This is a genomic window from Streptomyces sp. NPDC002520, assembly GCF_053595235.1.
The window spans coordinates 1-20,404 of the sequence record NZ_JBSFXG010000035.1; the positions used below are offsets into that span (position 1 = coordinate 1).

At 71.8% G+C, this 20,404-nt stretch carries 20 protein-coding genes and 1 pseudogene; 13 read left to right on the plus strand and 8 right to left on the minus strand.

Translation table 11 applies throughout. From position 1 onward, the window contains the following. Window positions 1–427: 427 nt before the first annotated feature. Window positions 428–1,156, minus strand: a complete 729-nt coding sequence (locus ACWD5D_RS34570; RefSeq protein ID WP_451376760.1) for a lysophospholipid acyltransferase family protein — start codon at window positions 1,154–1,156, stop codon at window positions 428–430. Window positions 1,157–1,405: 249 nt separating this feature from the next. On the opposite strand from ACWD5D_RS34570, the gene ACWD5D_RS34575 reads away from it, so the two are divergent. The 6 genes from ACWD5D_RS34575 (at window position 1,406) to ACWD5D_RS34600 (ending at window position 6,201) form a co-directional block, all read left to right on the plus strand. Further along, window positions 1,406–1,771 carry a TlpA family protein disulfide reductase gene (locus tag ACWD5D_RS34575; RefSeq protein ID WP_451376761.1) on the plus strand — a complete coding sequence of 122 codons (366 nt, stop codon included), beginning with the start codon at window positions 1,406–1,408 and terminating at the stop codon, window positions 1,769–1,771. 82 nt (window positions 1,772–1,853) lie between these two features. Then, on the plus strand, window positions 1,854–1,934 hold the full coding sequence (locus tag ACWD5D_RS34580; RefSeq protein WP_451376830.1) for a putative leader peptide: 81 nt from the start codon (window positions 1,854–1,856) through the stop codon (window positions 1,932–1,934). A gap of 41 nt (window positions 1,935–1,975) precedes the next feature. Next, window positions 1,976–2,485 carry a flavin reductase family protein gene (locus tag ACWD5D_RS34585; protein WP_451376762.1) on the plus strand — a complete coding sequence of 170 codons (510 nt, stop codon included), beginning with the start codon at window positions 1,976–1,978 and terminating at the stop codon, window positions 2,483–2,485. Between the two features lie 222 nt (window positions 2,486–2,707). Then, window positions 2,708–3,493: an electron transfer flavoprotein subunit beta/FixA family protein gene (locus ACWD5D_RS34590; protein ID WP_451376763.1), complete on the plus strand. Its 786-nt coding sequence runs from the start codon at window positions 2,708–2,710 to the stop codon at window positions 3,491–3,493. Window positions 3,494–3,733: 240 nt separating this feature from the next. Further along, entirely contained in the window at window positions 3,734–4,696 is a 963-nt protein-coding gene (locus ACWD5D_RS34595) for an electron transfer flavoprotein subunit alpha/FixB family protein (protein ID WP_451376764.1), read from the plus strand. Window positions 4,697–4,902: 206 nt separating this feature from the next. Further along, window positions 4,903–6,201 (plus strand): DUF6986 family protein, encoded by a 1,299-nt coding sequence (locus ACWD5D_RS34600; RefSeq protein WP_451376765.1) that lies wholly within the window; start codon window positions 4,903–4,905, stop codon window positions 6,199–6,201. A 418-nt stretch (window positions 6,202–6,619) separates the two neighbouring features. Here ACWD5D_RS34600 and ACWD5D_RS34605 read toward each other — a convergent pair whose 3' ends face one another. Beyond that, the gene (locus ACWD5D_RS34605; RefSeq protein WP_451376766.1) at window positions 6,620–7,369 is read right to left on the minus strand and encodes a hypothetical protein; all 750 of its coding nucleotides are present in this window, start codon (window positions 7,367–7,369) and stop codon (window positions 6,620–6,622) included. 7 nt (window positions 7,370–7,376) lie between these two features. Next, window positions 7,377–8,426 carry a LacI family DNA-binding transcriptional regulator gene (locus ACWD5D_RS34610; protein ID WP_451376767.1) on the minus strand — a complete coding sequence of 350 codons (1,050 nt, stop codon included), beginning with the start codon at window positions 8,424–8,426 and terminating at the stop codon, window positions 7,377–7,379. 240 nt (window positions 8,427–8,666) lie between these two features. Between ACWD5D_RS34610 and ACWD5D_RS34615 the strand changes: the two genes are divergently transcribed. After that, entirely contained in the window at window positions 8,667–9,611 is a 945-nt protein-coding gene (locus tag ACWD5D_RS34615; RefSeq protein ID WP_451376768.1) for an ROK family protein, read from the plus strand. A gap of 102 nt (window positions 9,612–9,713) precedes the next feature. Here the strand turns inward: ACWD5D_RS34615 and ACWD5D_RS34620 are convergent, their stop codons facing one another. Further along, window positions 9,714–11,363: an NEW3 domain-containing protein gene (locus ACWD5D_RS34620; RefSeq protein WP_451376769.1), complete on the minus strand. Its 1,650-nt coding sequence runs from the start codon at window positions 11,361–11,363 to the stop codon at window positions 9,714–9,716. Between the two features lie 218 nt (window positions 11,364–11,581). Next, window positions 11,582–11,935, minus strand: a complete 354-nt coding sequence (locus ACWD5D_RS34625; protein WP_451376770.1) for a hypothetical protein — start codon at window positions 11,933–11,935, stop codon at window positions 11,582–11,584. A 138-nt stretch (window positions 11,936–12,073) separates the two neighbouring features. On the opposite strand from ACWD5D_RS34625, the gene ACWD5D_RS34630 reads away from it, so the two are divergent. From ACWD5D_RS34630 to ACWD5D_RS34640, 3 genes and pseudogenes are all read left to right on the plus strand, one after another. Next, entirely contained in the window at window positions 12,074–12,265 is a 192-nt protein-coding gene (locus tag ACWD5D_RS34630) for a hypothetical protein (protein ID WP_451376771.1), read from the plus strand. A 132-nt stretch (window positions 12,266–12,397) separates the two neighbouring features. Then, a complete protein-coding gene (locus ACWD5D_RS34635) occupies window positions 12,398–13,441 on the plus strand; it encodes an NUDIX hydrolase (RefSeq protein WP_451376772.1) in 1,044 nt (347 codons plus the stop codon). Window positions 13,442–13,727: 286 nt separating this feature from the next. Then, window positions 13,728–14,318: pseudogene (locus ACWD5D_RS34640) on the plus strand (IS200/IS605 family accessory protein TnpB-related protein); the annotation flags it as partial. Window positions 14,319–14,328: 10 nt separating this feature from the next. On the opposite strand, the gene ACWD5D_RS34645 reads toward ACWD5D_RS34640, so the two are convergent. After that, entirely contained in the window at window positions 14,329–15,684 is a 1,356-nt protein-coding gene (locus ACWD5D_RS34645) for a M20/M25/M40 family metallo-hydrolase (protein ID WP_451376773.1), read from the minus strand. A 171-nt stretch (window positions 15,685–15,855) separates the two neighbouring features. Between ACWD5D_RS34645 and ACWD5D_RS34650 the strand changes: the two genes are divergently transcribed. Further along, on the plus strand, window positions 15,856–17,100 hold the full coding sequence (locus ACWD5D_RS34650; RefSeq protein ID WP_451376774.1) for a geranylgeranyl reductase family protein: 1,245 nt from the start codon (window positions 15,856–15,858) through the stop codon (window positions 17,098–17,100). Here the strand turns inward: ACWD5D_RS34650 and ACWD5D_RS34655 are convergent. After that, a complete protein-coding gene (locus ACWD5D_RS34655) occupies window positions 17,090–17,545 on the minus strand; it encodes a nitroreductase family deazaflavin-dependent oxidoreductase (protein ID WP_451376775.1) in 456 nt (151 codons plus the stop codon). The two genes, ACWD5D_RS34650 and ACWD5D_RS34655, sit on opposite strands and share 11 nt — an antisense overlap. Before the next feature lie 147 nt (window positions 17,546–17,692). Here ACWD5D_RS34655 and ACWD5D_RS34660 point away from each other — a divergent pair, with 147 nt between their 5' ends. Beyond that, window positions 17,693–18,385: a TetR/AcrR family transcriptional regulator gene (locus ACWD5D_RS34660; RefSeq protein ID WP_451376776.1), complete on the plus strand. Its 693-nt coding sequence runs from the start codon at window positions 17,693–17,695 to the stop codon at window positions 18,383–18,385. Between the two features lie 45 nt (window positions 18,386–18,430). Here ACWD5D_RS34660 and ACWD5D_RS34665 read toward each other — a convergent pair whose 3' ends face one another. Then, the gene (locus ACWD5D_RS34665) at window positions 18,431–19,468 is read right to left on the minus strand and encodes a medium chain dehydrogenase/reductase family protein (protein WP_451376777.1); all 1,038 of its coding nucleotides are present in this window, start codon (window positions 19,466–19,468) and stop codon (window positions 18,431–18,433) included. A gap of 191 nt (window positions 19,469–19,659) precedes the next feature. Between ACWD5D_RS34665 and ACWD5D_RS34670 the strand changes: the two genes are divergently transcribed. Then, window positions 19,660–20,337: a TetR/AcrR family transcriptional regulator gene (locus ACWD5D_RS34670; RefSeq protein WP_451376778.1), complete on the plus strand. Its 678-nt coding sequence runs from the start codon at window positions 19,660–19,662 to the stop codon at window positions 20,335–20,337. Window positions 20,338–20,404: the final 67 nt, after the last annotated feature.

The window sequence follows — 20,404 nt, forward strand, 5'->3', positions numbered from 1 at the left end:
CTCTGCGTCGCCTCATCCGCCGCGCGTGGATCCTCTACCGCTGGGACGCACGCCCCGGGAAGCGCCCCTGAGCACCGCCTATCCGCGCACGCCCTTAGCTGATTAGAGACGCTGCATCCGTAGTCGCCCAGAGGCTCGTGCGCAGTCGACTCCGCCTCGGTCAGGTGACCGCCGGGCGCGGCCAGTTGCTTCACAGCATCGCCGGGCCGCGCGCCGTCGCAGGCGGTGCGCACCAGCCACCAGTCCTCCACGTACGGCGTGGCGAACCACCCGGCCACCGCCAGGACGGCCAGAACCGCCACCGCCGCCTTCGTCCAGCGCCGCATCGCTCGCCCCCGTAGCGCACTCGTCCCACGAGAGCCACCGGGGCCCTCCCGTTACGAACGCGAACCCTACCGGCCGCCGCGTGCGGCTCCGCCGCCGGGTGTCAGTGCGCCTCGGCCGCGCGCAGCTGCTCGGCCGTCGGTGCCGTACCGCCCAGGTGGGCCGGGAGCCACCAGGAGTCCTCGGCGTTCCTGGGGCGCGTGGGGTAGGCGCGCTGGGCGGCTTCCAGCAACTCCTGGACGCGCTCGCGCAGCCGGCGGGTGATCGCTCCCGCGTACTGGTCGCGCGGGGCCTCGACGGGTTCGCCGACCCGGATGGTGATGGGGGTGTGGCTGCGCTTGAAGTTGCGCGGGTGCCCCTTGGTCCACAGCCGCTGCGTGCCCCACAACGCCATCGGGATGAGCGGGACGCCGGCCTCCTGGGCGAGGCGCGCCGCACCGGACTTGAAGCTCTTCAGGGTGAACGACTGCGAGATCGTGGCCTCCGGGAACACCCCGATGATCTCCCCGGAGCGCAGCGACTCCAGCGCGTGCGCGTAGGCGGTCTCGCCCTGTTCGCGGTCGACCGGGATGTGCTTCATCCCGCGCATCAGCGGCCCCGACACCTTGTGCCGGAAGACGGACTCCTTCGCCATGAAGCGCACCAGACGCTTCTGCGGCAGCGCGGCCAGACCGTCGAAGATGAAGTCCAGATAGCTGATGTGATTGCTCACCAGCACGGCGCCGCCCTCGCGCGGGATGTTCTCCGAACCCTTGCAGTCGATCTTGAGGTCCCACACCTTGAACAGCGTCCTGGCGAAACCGACGACGGGACGATAGACCAGCTCTGCCATGGGAGGGTTGGACCCTTTCTGCTCTGCTCGGGAAAGGGGGCTCCCGGCGGGAAGTTACGCAGCCGTAGGTTTTCGGCGTCTCGCAGATGGTGCCCGAAGAACGGACAGGTAGCCAGTCCTGGTGCCTCGTGGCGGCGAGATCCTCGTCACGTCACCTTTGCTCCGCGCGTACCGGGACCTGCGGGAGCTTCACGACGGAGACCGATCCCGGGCGGGGGAATCCCCGCGGCCTCGTGGATGCTTGTTCAGATGGTGACCGCGCAGGTGGTGCGGCGGAGCGGGAGGGTGCGGGTGAGCGGGGACGAGGGCAGGCGGCTCGGAGCGGCCGAGCTGGGCGGCGAACTGGGGGAGCGGGCCACGCTCGTGCAGTTCTCCAGCGCCTTCTGCGCGCCCTGCCGGGCCACCCGGCGCGTCCTCGGCGAGGTCGCCGCGATGGTCCCGGGCGTCGCCCACGTCGAGATCGACGCCGAGGCCCGCCTGGACCTCGTACGCGAGCTGGCCGTCCTCAAGACCCCCACCGTGCTGGTCCTCGACGCCGGCGGCCGGGTGGTGCGGCGCGCCGTCGGACAGCCCCGCAAGGCGGACGTCATCGCGGCGCTCGGAGAGGCCGTGTGAGGTCGTCCGGCACCTGGTGAGGCATCGCCCGGATCCCGGACCGAACTTGACTGCACCCGCCACCTATCGTCAGCCTGACCGTATGCCGATCGAACTCCTTCTCTTCGGCCGGGTCCACGTCGACCTGGTGCGCACCGCGAGCGCGTGCTGTCCGAGCTGTTGAACAGTCACGGATCCGGTCGCCACCAGCAGAAGGACAACTCAATGACGGCCATGCCCGACCTCGGCACCTTCCAGATCGCCTCGCCCGGCCTGCTGCGCTCCACCTTCCGCCGGCACGCCGCCGGTGTCGCGGTGATCACCGCGCGCGGAGAACGCGGCCCGGTCGGCTTCACCGCCACCTCCCTCACCTCCGTCTCCGCGGACCCCCCGCTCGTCTCCTTCGGTATCGGCACCGGCGCCTCCAGCTGGCCCGCCGTCGCCGAGACGGAGTACGTCGGCGTCCACATACTCGGCGAGCACCAGAGCGACCTGGCCGCCACCTTCGCCCGCAGCGGCGCCGACCGCTTCGGCGCGCCCACCGCCTGGCGCGAGGGCCCGGAAGGTGTACCCGTCCTGGACGACGTGCTCGCCTGGCTGGTGTGCCGCGTGGTCGGCCGTGTCCCGGCCGGGGACCACCGGATCGTGCTCGCCGAGGTGGTCCTCGGCGACCCGACCGGCACGGGCAGGCCGCTTCTCTACCACCAGGGACGCTTCGGCGGATTGCGGGATTGATCACGCCCCGCAGTCCTGCGAGGCCGTCCGGTTACGGTTACGCTGCGTTGCAGACGTCACAGTTCAAAGCGCTTGCTTAGCGGGCATGAACTGGGTGTACTGGTGAGTAATATTCGACCGGGCGGATGGACGCCCGATCGTGGGGATCAGCCGATTGATCGAGGCACCTATGCTGCCTCCAAGAGGCAGCCCGGAAATGACGATTGCAGTAGGAGAGCCGGCGTGAGCTTGAGGATCGTTGTCACTGTGAAGTACGTGCCCGACGCCACTGGCGACCGGCACTTCGCCGATGACCTGACTGTCGACCGCGACGACGTGGACGGTCTGCTCTCCGAACTGGACGAGTACGCCGTCGAGCAGGCCCTCCAGATCGCGGAGGACGCGGACGACGCCGAGGTCACCGTTCTGACCGTCGGCCCCGAGGACGCCAAGGACGCGCTCCGCAAGGCCCTCTCGATGGGTGCCGACAAGGCCATCCACGTCGAGGACGACGACCTGCACGGCACCGACGCCATCGGCACCTCCCTGGTGCTCGCCAAGGCGATCGAGAAGGCCGGCTTCGACCTGGTCGTCTCCGGCATGGCCTCCACCGACGGCACCATGGGTGTCGTCCCCGCGCTGGTCGCCGAGCGTCTGGGCGTCCCGCAGGTCACCCTGCTGTCCGAGGTCTCGGTCGAGGACGGCACCGTGACGGGCCGCCGCGACGGAGACGCCGCCTCCGAGCAGCTCGAGGCGCAGCTCCCGGCCCTGGTCTCCGTGACCGACCAGTCGGGCGAGGCGCGCTACCCGTCCTTCAAGGGCATCATGGCGGCCAAGAAGAAGCCGGTGGCGTCCTGGGACCTGTCCGACCTCGACATCGATGCCGAGGAGGTCGGTCTCGACGGTGCGTTCACCAAGGTCGAGGACGCGGCCAAGCGCCCGGAGCGCACGGCCGGCACCATCGTCAAGGACGAGGGCGAGGGCGGCAAGCAGCTCGCTGAGTTCCTCGCGAGCCAGAAGTTCATCTAAGGGCCAGAGGGTGTCTTCTGGATCAGGCTGGCCGCCAGGAGCGGCGCCTGATCGGCCGACCCGAGCGGGGTCCGGTGCGTGCAGCTGCAAGGCGGAGGAGGGCGTCGACGCGGAGCGTCGGCGACCGACGACAACGCGGCGGATGTGCGTGCCTGGGCCCGCGACGCCGACATGATCCAGAAGGCGCCCCCCGACCCCGCTGACCGCCCCTCAACTTCGTTACGCAGGAGAGCAAATCCCATGGCTGAAGTCCTCGTCTACGTCGACCACGTGGACGGTGCCGTCCGCAAGCCCACCCTCGAGCTGCTGACCCTGGCCCGCCGCATCGGCGAGCCCGTCGCCCTCGCGCTGGGCAACGGCGCCGCCGACACCGCCGCCACGCTCGCCGAGCACGGCGCGGTGAAGGTCCTCACCCACGAGGCGTCCGAGTACGCCGACTACCTGGTCGTCCCGAAGGTGGACGCCCTCCAGGCCGCGGTCGAGGCCGTCTCCCCGGCCGCCGTGCTGGTCCCGTCCTCCGCCGAGGGCAAGGAGATCGCCGCCCGCCTGGCGCTGCGCATCGGCTCCGGCATCATCACCGACGCCGTCGACCTCGAGGCAGGCGACGAGGGCCCGGTGGCCACCCAGTCGGTGTTCGCCGCGTCCTTCACCACCAAGTCCCGTGTCATCAAGGGCACGCCGGTCATCACGGTCAAGCCGAACAGTGCCGCCGTCGAGGCCGCCCCGGCCGCCGGCGCCGTCGAGGCCCTGGCCGTCACCTTCTCCGACAAGGCCACCGGCACCAAGGTCACCGGCCGCACCCCGCGCGAGTCGACGGGCCGCCCCGAGCTGACCGAGGCCGCGATCGTGGTCTCCGGCGGCCGTGGTGTCAACGGCGCCGAGAACTTCGCGATCATCGAGGCGCTCGCCGACTCCCTCGGCGCTGCCGTCGGCGCCTCGCGTGCCGCCGTCGACGCCGGCTGGTACCCGCACACCAACCAGGTCGGCCAGACCGGCAAGAGCGTGTCGCCGCAGCTGTACATCGCGAACGGCATCTCGGGCGCGATCCAGCACCGCGCCGGTATGCAGACCTCGAAGACCATCGTCGCGGTCAACAAGGACCCCGAGGCCCCGATCTTCGAGCTGGTCGACTACGGCGTCGTCGGCGACCTGTTCGACGTCGTCCCGCAGCTGACCGAGGAGATCCAGGCCCGCAAGGGCTGAGCCTCTCCCAGGCGCTCCACGAGGCCCCTGTGACCCGCGCGGTCACGGGGGCCTCGGTGCATTCTGGAGGCGACCCGAGAGGTGCCGGTCGGCGCCCCGGAGGACCTCGGTCGGCTCACCCGAGGGTGTTGACCAGCGGAACCGCCCCGGATAACTTCATTCTACGGATTGTTGATTCCGTACAGCGGAAAATTGGAGGGTGTGGGATGGGTCAGCAGGAGAAGGTGGCGACGAGCCTCGCGGGCGCGGTCAGCGAGGAGATCAGCGCATCCCTCGCGCCGGTCGACGCGGAGCTGGAGCGCCGCTACCCCGGAGACCCCGGCACCCGGCAGCCCGTCCACACCGTGTACGTCCCCGGCGACGCCTTCGCCGCCGGCACCATCCGCTCCTGGGGCGACCAGGCCCTCGCGTCCCTCGACGAACACGCGCCGGACGCCGCCTCGTTCGCGGCTGCCCTCGGCCTGTCCGACGACCTCGCCGAGCCCGTCTACGCCCGCGTCCGCGCCAAGCTGGAGCGCGAGCCCATCGAGGACCTGCGCGTCGACTTCGAGGACGGCTACGGCCCCCGCCCCGACGCCGAGGAGGACGAGGCGGCCGCCCGCGCCGCCCGGATCGTCTCCGAGGCGTACAGGAACGGCACGGCGGCCCCGTACATGGGTATCCGCATGAAGTGCATGGAGGCCGCGGTACGCGACCGGGGCATCCGCACCCTCGACGTCTTCCTCACCGGCCTGATGGAGGCCGGCGGCCTGCCCGAGGGGCTCGTGCTGACCCTGCCGAAGGTGACCTACGCCGAGCAGGTCAGCGCCTTCGTGCGTCTCCTGGAGGCGTTCGAGAAGGCCCACGGACTCGACTCCGGCCGCCTCGGCTTCGAGATCCAGATCGAGACCAGCCAGTCGATCCTCGCCACCGACGGCACGGCGACCGTCGCCCGCATGATCCAGGCCGCCGAGGGCCGCGCCACCGGCCTGCACTACGGAACCTTCGACTACAGCGCCTGCCTCGGCGTCTCCGCCGCCTACCAGGCCAGCGACCACCCGGCCGCCGACCACGCCAAGGCGATCATGCAGGTCGCCGCGGCGGGCACCGGCGTACGCGTCTCCGACGGCTCGACCAACGTCCTCCCCGTCGGCCCGACCGAGAAGGTCCACGACGCCTGGCGGCTGCACTACGGTCTCACCCGCCGCGCCCTGGCCCGCGCCTACTACCAGGGCTGGGACATGCACCCCGGCCACATCCCGACCCGCTACGCGGCCGTCTTCGCCTTCTACCGCGAGGGCCTCGAGCAGGCGGCGGCCCGGCTCGCCCGCTACGCCAACCGCGCCGGCGGCGACGTCATGGACGAGCCCGCCACCGCCAAGGCCCTCAGCGGCTACCTGCTGCGCGGCCTGGACTGCGGCGCCCTCGACGTCGCCGAGGTCGCCGCACTCACCGGCCTGACCCGCGCCGGCCTGGAGGGCTTCGCCGCCCCCCGGCGCGGCGACCTGACGGCCTCGGCGAAGTAACGCGCCGTCATCGCGGCTCCGGACAGACCCCGGCCGCCCCCGCCGCCCCGATTGAAGGGCGACGGGGGAGGCTCGTGTCCGGTGCCCTTCAATCGGGGTGGCGCCTGGTGAATTCCCGGACGCGGGCGTGGGGACCGGTCCCTGGCGGCTGACCGGATGAACCTTGGGACGACATCGCCCTCGCGCGCGGGCGGGCGAAAGCGTGACCCGCGCTGACGCAGATTATGGGACAACTTCCAGATCACCATGGACAAGAACCGCAGCGTCGTCGCGCTCTTCAACAAGGTCCCCTGAGCCCACGCCCGCGCCGCCAGCCCTGAGCGCGGGCACACCGGAGGAGGCGTCGGCCGCACCGGAAGCGGCCGACGGCCCCGGACGCGACGGCCCCGGACACGGCGGCTGCGGCGGGAGCCGCCCGTCATGCCCCGGGCGGGGTATGCGGCCGGCCGTGTGCGTACGGCTCCAGCCCCGACTCCGTCACCCACGTGTGCTTCGCGAACAGCCGTGTCCCCCGGTCGCACAGCCCGGCATCGGCGCGCGCCCGGGCGCAGAACTCCTCGGGAGTCACGCCGAACAGCTCCCTCAACGGAGCCGATTTCACGAGAAGTTCGGACAGCAGGGCGTGCTGGCCGGGATGCGGGCGCGGCACCCCGGCGCCGTTGTGCAGCACCCCGTGCCGGTTGACGTACGCGTGCGCGCCGGGGAGCGTCGAGCCGTCCGGCAGCTCGATCCGAACGTCCGGCGCGGGCAGCCAGGCCCGCCGGAAGTTCGTCTCGCTCGCGTCGATCACGGCCAGTTGCCGCGGATTCAGCCAGATGAGGAACAACTCCCGTAACGCGCGCGGGGACTTGACCGGCGAGGCCGAGACATAGCCCATGCGGCTGACGTGTGCGGAGACGCCCACGTCGATCCCGGTCAGCCGGGCCCGCACCATGGGAATGGGGGAGTCGATCCCGAACTCGTCCAGCTTGTGCCGCAGTTGGCCGGGGCAGGCGTTGGAGCCGACGGCGAGCACCGGTACCCGGTCGGCGTGCACCAGGCGCTCAAGCGGCAGCATCCGGTCGCCGTGCAGCAGACCGGAGTCGGCGGGCCAGGCGCCCGGGTAGCTCAGCGGATGGTCGCGGGGTGCCTCGGCGAGGCCGAGTTCGTCCAGGGTGCGGCCGGCCATGGGCGGCTCAGTCCGCGGGCGGCAGTTCGCCGGAGCCGCGGGCGATCAGCCGGGTCGGCAGCTCGACGCGTTCCGGGGCGACCAGGACGCCGTCCAGCTGACGGAAGAGCCGCTCGGCGGCGGTACGGCCCAGAGCGGCCGCGTTCTGGGCGACGACCGTCACGCCCGGCTGGAGCAGGTCGGCCAGCTCGAAGTCGTCGAAGCCGACGAGGGCGACGGGGCGGGACCGCTCGGCGAGCACGCGGATGACGGTGACCGTGACCCGGTTGTTGCCGGTGAACACGGCGGTGACCGGGGAGGGGCCGGACAGCATCTCCTCGGCCGCCCGGCGCACCCGCTCGGGGTCGGTCGCCCCGAGGGAGATCCACCGCTCGTCGACGGGTATCCCCGCGTCCTCCATGGCGGTCCGGTAACCGCGCAGTCGCTCGGCCGCGGTGTGGATGCGGGGCATGTCGCCGATGAAGCCGATCCGCCGGTGGCCGTGCGCGATCAGGTGGGCGACACCGTCGCGGGCACCGCCGTAGTTGTCCGACAGGACGACGTCGGCGTCGATGCGCCCGGCCGGCCGGTCCACGAACACCGTCGCCACGCCCGCCCTGATCTCCGGCTCCAGGTAACGGTGGTCGTCCCCGGCCGGAATCACCACGAGACCGTCCACCCGCCGCGCGCACAGCGCCAGCGCCAACTCCTGCTCCCGCTCCGGGTCCTCGGCGCTGGAACCGTTGATCAGCAGCGCGCCGTGCGCGCGTGCCACCTCCTCGACCGCGCGGCTCAGGGGGCCGTAGAAGGGGTCCGCCAGGTCCTCCAGGACCAGGCCGATGCTCGACGTACGGCCCTTGCGCAGCACCCGCGCGCTGTCGTTGCGGCGGAAGCCGAGCGCGTCGATCGCCTCCTGCACGCGCCGCTCGGTGTCCGGGGTGACCCCGGGCTCGCCGTTGACCACACGGGACACCGTCTTCAGGCCGACCCCCGCGCGCGCGGCCACGTCCTTCATCGTGGGACGATTGCCGTAGCGAGTCCCTGAGAGGTGGTCTGCGCGGCGGGTGGTCTCGGGCACGGTGCTGCGTCCTGTCCTGTCGTCCGGGGTGTCCACCGGGGTGGTGCGGCGATCCGGCGGATGTATGAGGATGTGGCCTCGAGCATAGAGCCTGGACAACGTTGTCAGATGCGAGAGAGACTGTCCACCGCTGCCTTCGGCCCGCAACCGCCGCTGTCGGCCTGCGGCGATGTTCCGGATTCGCTCCTGCGCACGTTCGCTTCGCACCTTCTCACGGATCAATGGGGAGATCTGACACTGATGCACACCGACCTCGTGGCGGCCCTGGACATCGGCGGGACAAAGATCGCCGGCGCGCTGGTGGACGGCCACGGACGGATCCGGGCACGCGCCCAGCGGGCCACGCCCGCGCAGCAGGACGGGGAGACGGTCATGCGGGCCGTCGAGGAGGTGCTCGGCGATCTCGCCGGGTCGCCGCTGTGGGGACACGCGGGTTCCCTCGGTATCGGCAGCGCGGGTCCGGTCGACGCCTCGGCCGGCACCGTCAGCCCCGTCAACGTGCCCGGCTGGCGGGACTTCCCGCTGGTGGAGCGGGTGCGCGTGGCCACGGGCGGCCTTCCGGTCGAGCTGATCGGCGACGGCGTGGCGATCACCGCGGCCGAGCACTGGCAGGGAGCCGCCCGCGGTCACGACAACGCGTTGTGCATGGTGGTCTCGACCGGCGTCGGGGGCGGCCTGGTCCTGGGCGGGCAACTGCACCCCGGTCCCACGGGCAACGCCGGGCACATCGGCCACATCAGCGTCGACCTCGACGGCGACCTCTGCCCGTGCGGCTCCCGCGGCTGTGTCGAGCGCATCGCGAGTGGCCCCAACATCGCCCGGCGCGCCCTGGAGCAGGGCTGGCGGCCCGGCCCCGACGGCGACACGTCCGCCGCCGCGGTGGCCTCCGCCGCCCGCGCGGGCGACCCGGTCGCCGTGGCCTCCTTCGAGCGCGCCGCCAGGGCCCTCGCGGCCGGGATCGCGGCCACCGCGACGCTGGTCGAGATCGACATCGCGGTGATCGGCGGGGGCGTCGGCAAGGCCGGCGACGTCCTCTTCACCCCGCTGCGCAAGGCCCTCGCCGACTACGCCACCCTCTCGTTCGTCCGGCGCCTGACGGTGACGCCCGCACAGATGGGCACGGACGCCGGTCTGGTGGGGGCGGCCGCGGCGGCCTTGCACATCGCCGCGCATACGTCCGTGTGAGAAGCGGCGGGCGGTGAGGGAAAGCGGCGATCGGCGTTCCGGCGGCCGTACTTCGGGGCCCGGACAGGTCTGCCCGTCGCCGGTGTCCCGTTCCACCGGGCCTCAGCCGCCCGTCGCCGCCGGCCACGGCAGGTCGCTGAGATACGACGTGCCCGGCGGCGGAGGCAGGACGACGGACGCGGTCAGGGACAGAGTGCCGGTGACGTGTTCTCCTGCGGGCGAGAGATAACTCGCCCGCAGGGACATCGCGTACGACCCGGTCGACGTCCCCGCCGGCGCCGTCACCTGCCATCGGGTGCCAAGGGACGCGCCGGTGGGCAGCGTGGGAGCGGTGGCCGCGGAGGTGGCGCGTACGGTCCAGCTGTCGGGGCCGGTCAGCGACACGGACACCTGGCGTGCGGGCGTGCGGCCCAGGTCGGTGACCGTGCTGGTCAGCGTGGCGGGTCTGCCGGCCTCCACGAGCGGGTCGCCGGACAGGCCGAGTTGGGCGGCGGGCGGGTCGGCCGCCCGGTCCGGGTCGGCCGAGACCCGCAGCAGGACCGTGCCGTGGGCCGGGACGGTCGCCGCGATGGTGCCGGCGGTGTTGAAGCCGCGGTGCTGCCACAGGTCGCGCTGGGTGTAGGCGGGGGCGCCGGACAGGCCGACGGCGGCGGCGCTGGTGGCGATGTGCTGTGCGGTCCCGGACTCGTTGAACAGGGCGACCGCGCGGCTGCCGTCCTTCATCTCCTTGGCGACGACCCAGCGCCCGCCCTCCGAGGAGACGACCGTGCCCTGCTTGCCCAGCGGGTCCTGGTCGACGGCGATGACCTCCTTGTTCGCCAGGATGCCGAAGGTCGCTCGGGAGGCCTTGCGCAGGTCGGTGCCGATGAGCAGCGGGGCGGCCATGACCGACCAGAGGGAGAAGTGGGAGCGGTACTCGGTGTCCGTCATGCCGCCGTTGCCGACCTCCAGCATGTCGGGGTCGTTCCAGTGGCCGGGACCGGCGTAGCGAGCGAGCGGCAGGTTCTGCTTGAGGATGGACAGCATCGAGCTCCACCGGTCGCCGATGTCGCCGGTGGTCCGCCACAGGTGGCCGTCGTCGGCAGCCCACTCCCAGGGTCTGTTCTCGCCCCACTCGCAGATGCTGTAGACGATGGGCCGGCCGGTCGCCCTCAGGGCGTCCCGCATGGTCCGGTAGCGCAGCTTGGCGTCGACGCCGAGGTTGTTGCAGTTGTCGTACTTGAGATAGTCGACGCCCCAGTCCGCGAACTGCCGGGCGTCGCTGTACTCGTGGCCGAGCGCGCCCGGAAAGCCCGCGCTGTTGCAGGTCTTGACGCCGGCGCTGGTGTAGATGCCGAGCTTGAGGCCCTTGGCGTGGACGTAGTCGGCGACGGCCTTGATCCCGTTCGGGAAGCGGGCCGGGTCGGGCACGAGCTTCCCGCCTGCGTCCCGGATCGGAAGTGCCCAGCAGTCGTCGAGGTTGACGTACTGGTAGCCGGCCTCCTTGAGACCCTTGTCCACGAAGAGGTCCGCGATGCCCTTGACCATGGCCTCGTCGAAGTCGGCCCGGCAGTGCGTGGAGTTCCAGTTGTCGAAGCCCATGGGCGGGGTGAGGGCCAGATCGTCGGCCAGGGCGGTCGTGGCGTCGGGAGACTGCGCGGGAGCCGCGAGCGCGGGGGCGATGAGACCGGCCGCCCCCAGCAGCGCCGCGGTGATGGCTCCGGTCACTCTTCGGCGGGCTGCGCGGGTTGTGCGGGTGTGAGGGTGACGCATCGTCGACGTTCCTCTTCCTCGCGCAGGGCGGGATGACGGCATGCGCGCGTCATCGGGGCGCGAATACGGTAGGACGTGTCGAAGTATGTTGGAAGAGTTGCGGTCGTGCCGTGTGACGTGTCGTCACGGGCCGTGAAAACGCATGGCCTTGAGGCCTGATGGCGGGGGCGGAGCGACCGGGCGTTCGGTTGTGTTGGGTTCGCCCGGCCGCGCGGCGCTCACCGGAACTCGTGCACGACCTCGATACGGCCGACGATGTGCGCGTTGAACTCGTCCAGTTCCTCGGCCGGCACCCACAGTTCGCGGATGGTCCTGCCGCCGGCCTGCTGCACCGGATACCGGGTGAGGAACGCCGAGTCGACCTCGAAGCGCGTCACGAAACCGGCTCCGTCGTGCTTGACGTTCCAGTCGCGGGCGATCCTGATCGCGTAGTCCTCGTTGAGGACCGGGTAGAAGATCGGCTGCTCGGGCAGTCGGGGCGGCCATGCCCGCCACTCCAACTGCCGGACCAGGGCCAGTTCCGTGGGGCCGGTGGGGCGCCACAGGGTGGTGGTCGGGCGGGGACTGGTCATGGTCGTCGTACTCCCGGTCGTGGCCCGCCGGCTTCCGGCGGACGGGGATCCGGACGGTACCGGCCCCTTGATCGCCGCCGCCACGAGGTTTCGGCGCGATCCGCGTGACCCCGGCCGGTCTGCGCAGTTGATCACGGCATGAAGAAGCGCAGCATGCTCGCCATCGCCAGCCTCGCCACCGGATTCGTCGTGGCCGCCGTCACCCCGTCCCACGCGGCGGGGCCGGGGGGTGTCGACGACCTGAAGGTCACCGACACCCTCGGCACGGTCGACCACCTCGTCAGCCAGGAAAGCCTGTCCCTGGACGAGGGCACACTCGGCCAGGAGTAGGCGGGACGGGGAGGGCCGGTACCCCTGCGGCAGGGGTACCGGCCCTCCCGTGTGCCCGCCCTCAACTGCGTGTGGTTTCCGTGGCAGGGTGGAACGGGCAAGCCCCAGGGGGCCAACAGAAGAGGGGGAACCGTGACCGTCGTCTGGATCAACGGCGCGTTCGGTGCGGGCAAGACCACCGCCGCACGGGAACTGATCGAGCTGATCCCGAACAGCACGCTCTTCGACCCCGAGATCATCGGGGAAACGCTCTCGCACCTGCTGCCGCCCAAACGCCTGGCCGAGGTCGGCGACTTCCAGGACCTGCCCATTTGGCGCCGGCTCGTGATCGACACCGCGGCCGCGATGCTCGCCGACCTCGGCGGCACCCTCGTGGCCCCCATGACCCTGCTGCGCCAGGAGTACCGGGACGAGATCTTCGGCGGCCTCGCCGCCCGCCGCATCCCCGTGCGGCACCTGCTGCTGGCCCCGGCGGAAACGATCCTGCGCGCGCGGATAGCCGGGCGCGAGGTCCTGCCGGACCTGCCCGACGGCGAGATACGGCAGCGACAGTGGGCCTACGATCACATCGAGCCCTACCGGGCCGCCCTCGCCTCCTGGCTCACCGCCGACGCCCACCTCGTCGACACCAGCGCCCTCACCCCCTACGAGACCGCCGTCCGCGTCGCCGACGCCGTCGGCAGCGGCGTCGCGGCGCCCTGCGACATCGTGCAGACCCCCGAGCCCACCGCCGAGACCGTCGCCGCCGGCGTGCTCCTCTTCGACGAGCGGGACCGGGTGCTGCTCGTGGACCCCACCTACAAGCCCGGCTGGGAGTTCCCGGGCGGTGTGGTCGAGCGCGGCGAGGCCCCGGCCCGCGCCGGCATGCGCGAGGTCGCCGAGGAGACCGGGATACGGCTGCGTGACGTGCCGCGGCTGCTCGTCGTCGACTGGGAGCGGCCCGCACCTCCCGGCTACGGCGGCCTACGGCTGATCTTCGACGGCGGCCGGCTGGACTCCGCCGAGGCCTCCCGGGTGCTGCTGCCGGGGCCGGAGCTGCGCGCCTGGCGTTTCGTCAGCGAGCAGGAGGCGGCCGGGATGCTGCCGCCCGTGCGCTACGAGCGGCTGCGCTGGGCCCTTCGGGCTCGTGAGCGCGGGGCCGCGCTGTATCTGGAGGCCGGGGTCCCGGTCGGCTGATACGGATGCCTGGTCGTGAGGAACGGCCAGGGGCAGCTGACCCGGATGCCGGGCCGGTGCGTGAGAGCGGGAGTCAGCTGTCGACCTGGGTGCCTGGCTGTGGGGTGGGTCCGGGGAGTCTGTCGTTGACCCTGGTGCCTGGCTGTGGAGTGGGCCGTGCCGTCTGTCGTTGACCCGGTTCCTGGCCGTGGGGTCTGCCGCTGATCCGGGTGTCTGGCCCTGGGGTCGGGACCGGGGGTTGTGAACAGCTGCTGCCGAACAGCGTACGAGTGTGTTCTGCGTCGGCCACCGCGACGCTCAGGTGCGGCACGCGCTGATCCGGCTGCTGCACTGGGCCAAACGCCACCTTCTCGCCATCGCGGTCGAGGACCTGGACTTCACCGCGGAGAAGACGCGGGAGAAGCACGGGCGACGTAAGAGGTTCCACAGGCTGATCTCCGGCATGCCCACCTCCAAGCTGCGCTCCCGGCTGGTCAGCATGGCGGCCGAACTCGGCGTCCCCCTCGTCGCCGTCGACCCCGCCTACACGAGCAAGTGGGGCGCTCAGCACTGGCAGAAACCCCTCACCGGTACCAACAGGAAACCTACCCGTCACGATGCGGCGAGCATCGCGATCGGTAGACGCGCCCTCGGACACCCGATCCGGCGACGGATGGCACCGCCCCGCGACGACCGGAGTGATCGTCGCGGGCATCGGACCGTCCAGGCCCGACCAGACACCCGAGGGCGTGAGGAGACCCGCCCCCCTATCCCCGGACCACGGACACGATCCGTGTCACCGGACACGGAGCGAAAGCGGGCGACCAGGACATCCAAAACCGTTCGGGATGTCCGCAGTGACCAAATGTGGGTCTACGGCTCACTCCTGATCACTGATCAGGAACGGTTCAGCTCGCCGCGTAGTTGCGCAGGAACAGCGCCTCGGCGACCGACAGCCGCTCCAGCTCCTGCGGCGACACGCTCTCGTCGACCGCGTGGATCTGCGCCTCCGGCTCGCTCAGGCCGATGAGCAGGATCTCCGCCTGCGGGTAGAGCGCGGCGAGGGTGTTGCACAGCGGGATGGAGCCGCCCTGGCCGGCGTACTGCATCGACTCGCCCGGGTAGGCGACCGCCATCGCGTCGGCCATCGCCTGGTACGCCGGGCTGGTCGGGTCGGCGCGGAAGGACTGGCCCTGGCCGATCTGCTCGGTGGTGACCCGGGCGCCCCACGGCGTGTGGCTCTCCACGTGGGCCTGGAGCAGCTTGGTCGCGCCGGCCGCGTCCACGCCCGGCGACACCCGCAGGCTGACCAGCGCGCGGGCGCTCGACTGCACGGACGGCGTGGCACCCACGACCGGCGGGCAGTCGATGCCGATGACGGTGACCGCCGGACGGGCCCAGATGCGGTCGGCCACCGAGCCGTCGCCGATCAGCCCGACCCCGTCCAGCACCTTGGCGTCCTTGCGGAACTGCTCCTCGGTGTACTCGAGACCGTCCCAGCCCTGCGTGGCGTCGAGCCCGTCCACGGTGGTCGAGCCGTCCTCGGCGCGCAGCGAGTCCAGCACCCGGATCAGCGCGGCCAGCGCGTCCGGGGCGGCACCGCCGAACTGGCCCGAGTGCAGGTTGCCGGCGAGGGTGTCGACCTGGACCCGCACCAGCGTCATGCCGCGCAGGGTGGTCGTCACGGTCGGCAGACCGACCCGGAAGTTGCCCGCGTCGCCGATGACGATCGAGTCCGCCGTCAGCAGCTCGGGGTGCTGCTCGGCGTACCGCTCCAGGCCGCCCGTGCCCTGCTCCTCGGAACCCTCGACGATGACCTTGACGTGCACCGGCACGCCGCCGTTCGCCTTGAGCGCGCGCAGCGCGAGCAGGTGCATGAGGAAGCCGCCCTTGCAGTCGGCGGTGCCGCGCCCGTACCAGCGGCCGTCCCGCTCGGTGAGCTCGAAGGGCGGAGTGGTCCAGGCGGCCTCGTCCAGCGGTGGCTGCACGTCGTAGTGCGCGTAGAGGAGAATCGTTTTGGCACCGTCCGGGCCCGGCAGGTAGCCGTAGACCGACTGGGTGCCGTCCGGAGTGTCCAGCAGTGCCACATCGGTGAAGCCTTCGGCGCGCAGCGCGTCGGCGATCCAGTTCGCGGCGCCCTCGCTCTCGCTCTTCGGGAACTGCGCGAAGTCCGCCACCGACTTGAAGGCGACCAGTTCGGTCAGCTCGGCCTTCGCCCGGGGCAGCAGCGAGGCGACGGTCTCGGCGACCGGATTCGACGACATGGGCACGCTCCTCGTAGGTGCGACGTTGAACTGCTGAGGTAGACCGATCCTCCCACAGGGTCCACGATCACCGCCGCCGTAGGATGCGGTGGACATGGGGTTTCCCCGCTCCCGGCGCTGCCGGGCGGACGGGGGGAGCGGCAACGGCACTGATCGGAGCGGTACACCATCGTGAGCGGCGAGAACTCTTCGGCGGACGACGTGCAGCGGGTGTGGGACGTCGTCGTGGTGGGCGCGGGGCCCGCGGGGGCCTCGGCGGCCTACGCGGCCGCGGTCGCCGGACGGCGCGTGCTGCTGCTGGAGAAGGCGGAACTGCCCCGCTACAAGACGTGCGGCGGCGGCATCATCGGCCCCTCGCGCGACGCGCTGCCGCCCGGTTTCGAGCTGCCCTTTCGGGACCGGGTGCACGCCGTCACCTTCTCGAACAACGGCCGCTTCACCCGCACCCGCCGCTCCAAGCAGATGCTGTTCGGGCTGATCAACCGGCCCGAGTTCGACCAGCAGCTGGTGGAGCACGCGCAGAAGGCGGGCGCCGAGCTGCGTACGGGTGTCACGGTGCAGCGCGTCGAGCAGCACGGCTCGGCGGTGCCGGACCGGCGCACGGTCGCGTTGGTGCTCCAGGGCGGCGAGACGGTGCTGGCCCGCGCGGTCGTCGGCGCCGACGGCAGCGCCAGCCGCATAGGCGCGCACGTCGGGGTGAAGCTGGACCAGGTCGACCTCGGCCTGGAGGCGGAGATCCCGGTGCCGGACACCGTCGCCGAGGACTGGAAGGGGCGGGTGCTCATCGACTGGGGCCCGCTGCCGGGCAGTTACGGCTGGGTCTTCCCGAAGGGCGACACGCTGACCGTCGGTGTCATCTCGGCGCGCGGTGAAGGTGCGGCGACCAAGCGCTACTTGGAGGACTTCGTCGCCCGGCTCGGTCTGGCCGGATTCGAACCGAGCATCTCCTCCGGGCACCTGACCCGCTGCCGGGCCGACGACTCGCCGCTGTCCCGCGGCCGGGTGCTGGTCTGCGGTGACGCGGCGGGACTGCTGGAGCCGTGGACCCGCGAAGGCATCTCCTTCGCGCTGCGCTCGGGCCGGCTGGCGGGGGAGTGGGCGGTGCGGATCGCGGAGGCGCACGACGCGGTCGACACCCGCCGCCAGGCCCTGAACTACGCGTTCGCGATCAAGGCGGGGCTCGGCGTGGAGATGAGCGTCGGCAAGCGGATGCTGGCCGCGTTCGAGCGCCGTCCGGGCGTCTTCCACGCGGCCCTCACCGGCTTCAGGCCCGCCTGGCGGGCGTTCAAGGACATCACCCAGGGCTCGACGTCGCTGGGCGAGCTCGTCCGGTCCCGCCCGATCGCGCAGCGGGCCCTGGCCGTGCTGGACCGGGGGACCGTCGCGGCACCGGAGGGGGACACCGTCAGTTCGTGACGGTGAGCCGGAACACCGGATGGTCGGGGGCCGCCGCGAGGATCTCCGCGTCGGAGGACGTGGCGGTCACCCCCGGGAAGTACTGCTTGACCTCCCAGCCCCACCTCTCCAGGTAGGTCCGCAGGATCGGGAGCTTCTCGTCGTCGGGGAGCTCCACCACGGTGAACACGCGCACCTTCCGGCCGACCCGCAGCTCCCCGCCGCCCGCCGCGCGTACGTTGAACACCCACTGCGAGTGGCCCCGCGCCGAGACCAGGTACTGACCGCCCTCGTAGGTGTGCGGGTTGACCGGTACGCGCTGCATCTTGCCGCTCTTGCGGCCGGGCACCGACAGTTCGGCGCTCCCCGCCATGCTGATCCCGTGCCGGGCGAGCCGGCCGACGATGCCGTTGAGACGGACGGCGAGCGGGCTGCTCTTGACGTAGTACGGCGAAGACGACGACATGGTGATCCCCCACGGATTGAGAGAGCGGTGCTCTCGTTCGACTCCAGTGTGGGGGCGTCGGCCGTTCCCATGCAAGAGCAGTGCTCTCGTTTTTGGGCACTGCTTCCTTTTGTGTGCACTGCTCTCGACTCATGGCACACTGCTGGGATGAGTACCGCACAGGGCGCCCGAGCGCGGGCCAGGACGGCAGTCACCGCGGCCATCAAGGACGAGGCTCGCAGACAGCTGGCGGCCGAGGGCGCGGCCAAGCTCTCGCTGCGGGCCGTCGCCCGCGAACTGGGCATGGTGTCCTCCGCGCTCTACCGGTACTTCCCCAGTCGCGACGACCTGCTGACCGCGCTCATCATCGACGCCTACGACTCCCTCGGTGCGGCGGCGGAGGCGGCGCACGCGCGGATCCCCGACGCGGACCTCATGGGGCGCTGGACGACCGTGTGCGAGGCGGTGCGGGCCTGGGCGCTCGCCCAGCCGCACGAGTACACGCTGATCTACGGCTCGCCCGTGCCCGGCTACTCGGCGCCCGACACCACCGTTCCCGCCGCCTCCCGCGTCGGCCTGCTCCTCATCGGCATCGTGCGCGACGCCCAACAGGGACCCGGTCTCGCCGACCTGTCCGTCCCCGCCGGCCTGCGCCCCGAGGCCGAGCGGATGGCGGCCGACTTCGCCCCCGAACTGCCGCCCGGGACCGTTGTGGCCCTGACGGCGGCCTGGGCCGAGCTGTTCGGGCTGGTCGGCTTCGAGGTGTTCGGTCAGTTCCACCGGCTGGTGGAGGATCCCGAACCGTTCTTCCGGCACGCGGTCCTCCGGCTGGCGGAGTCGGTGGGGCTGGGCGGCTCCTGAGGGGCCGGCCCCACCCCCTCCGCGCCGAGGGAGCGAGGGTGCCTCCTACGCCTCCGGAACGAGGACGACCTTCCCGGTCACCGTCCCGGACTCGGCCAGCCGCATCGCCCGGGCGGCCTCGGTGAGCGGCAGCCGGGCGGCCACGTGCGCGGTGACCTCGCCGCGCTGCAGGGCCCGGAACACCTCGGTGAGGTCGGCGCGCAGTCTGGCCCGGAAGCGGTCCTTGTTCAGGGCGCGCCCCGCCCAGACGTTGAAGAAGTACGCGTGGCGGCCGTTCGGCAGGGCGTTCCACAGCCACACCCGGCCCAGGATCTTCAGTACGGGCCACTGCTTGGAGCCCGTGTCGTCCCGGGTCGTGGCGCTGCCGTAGGAGACCAGGGTCCCGCCGGGGGCGAGCAGCCGCCAGGAGTCGACGACGCTGCGTCCGCCGAGGTGGTCGAAGACCGCGTCGACCCCGCCGGGGGCGAGTTCCCGGACCCGCGCCGGGACGTCCTCGGCGCGGTAGTCGACCGGGGTGACGCCCATCGTGCGCAGTGCGTCGTGGTGGCGGGCGGAGGCGGTGCCGATCACGGTCAGGCCGGCCGCCCGCGCGAGCTGGACGAGGACGGTGCCGACGCCGCCGCCCGCGCCGTGCACGAGGATCTTCCCGCTGTCGCGCACCCGCGCCCTGCGGTGCAGCATCTGCCAGGCCGTGATGCCGTTGAGCACCATCGTCTCCGCCTCCGCGGCCCCGATCCCGGCCGGCACCTCCACCGCGTCCGCCGCGTCGAGCACCACGTGGCTGGCCCAGCCACCGACCTTGACCAGCGCGGCCACGCGCCGGCCGACGAGGTCCGGGGCGACTCCCGCGCCAGCCGTGAGAACCGTGCCGACCAGGTCGTATCCCGGCACGAAGGGGAACGGCGGCTGGTCGTAGTAACGCCCCCGGCGCATCTGCTGCTCGGCGAACGACACCCCTGTGGCCTCCGTCCGGACCACGATCTGCCCGGCGCCCGGTGCCGGTATGTCCCGGCGCCGGAGTTCCAGGCCCTCCGGTTCCACCGTGCCCGGCAGGACGACCTCGACCAGTTCCCTGCTTCCCATGACGACCTCCGTGTCTCCGTGTCGATGAGGGCTGCCGGAGCCATTGCGGCTAGAGCCCTTCGGTTGAGTTAGAAGCTATAACTAAAATGATGCTATCCATCGTGAGTGTCAAGCTCTTACTCGCAAAGCCGTTACGACCTCTTGCGCTGGTGATACGTTGAAACCATTCGGCGTGGAGGAGTGTGAAGGCGATGGCGGCAGGCGCGGCGAGTCCCCGTGAGCGGTACCGCAGCCAGGTGCGTGCGGAGATCAAGGCGCGGGCCTGGGAGCAGATCGCCACGGCAGGGGCCTCGGGGCTGTCCCTCAACGCCATCGCGAAGGATCTCGGCATGAGCGGCCCGGCCCTCTACCGGTACTTCGCCGGCCGGGACGACCTGATCACCGAACTGGTGCGGGACGCCTACCGCAGCCTCGCCGACACCTTCCGCGCCGCCGCCGACTCCGGTGCGGGGCTGTCCGGCCTCGCGCAGGCGCTGCGCCGCTGGGCGCTGGCGGACCCGCAGCGGTACTTCCTGGTCTACGGCACCCCCGTCCCCGGCTACCGGGCACCTGACGACATCACCGCCATCGCGCAGGAGATCATGGCCGCCCTGCTGGACGTGTGCGTGGCCGACGCCCCCGGCACGCCGCCACCGCTGACGGCCCCGGAGGCCGCGGCACCCGACGCCCTCGATGCGCACCTCGCGGACCACCGCCGCTGGGCCGGCGACCACCCCGCCCCGCTCCCCGTCCTGCGGCGCGCCCTGGCCTTCTGGACCCGGCTGCACGGAGTGCTCTCCCTGGAACTCGCCGGCCACTTCGCCGGCATGGGCTTCGACCAGGACGTGCTGTTCGCCGCCGAGGTGGACTCGCTCACCGGCGGGCGCTGACCGCGCGGGCGGTCGTACTCCCCGGGGAGTACTCGTGATCACCTCGCCCGGCTGACGTCCGCGCGGT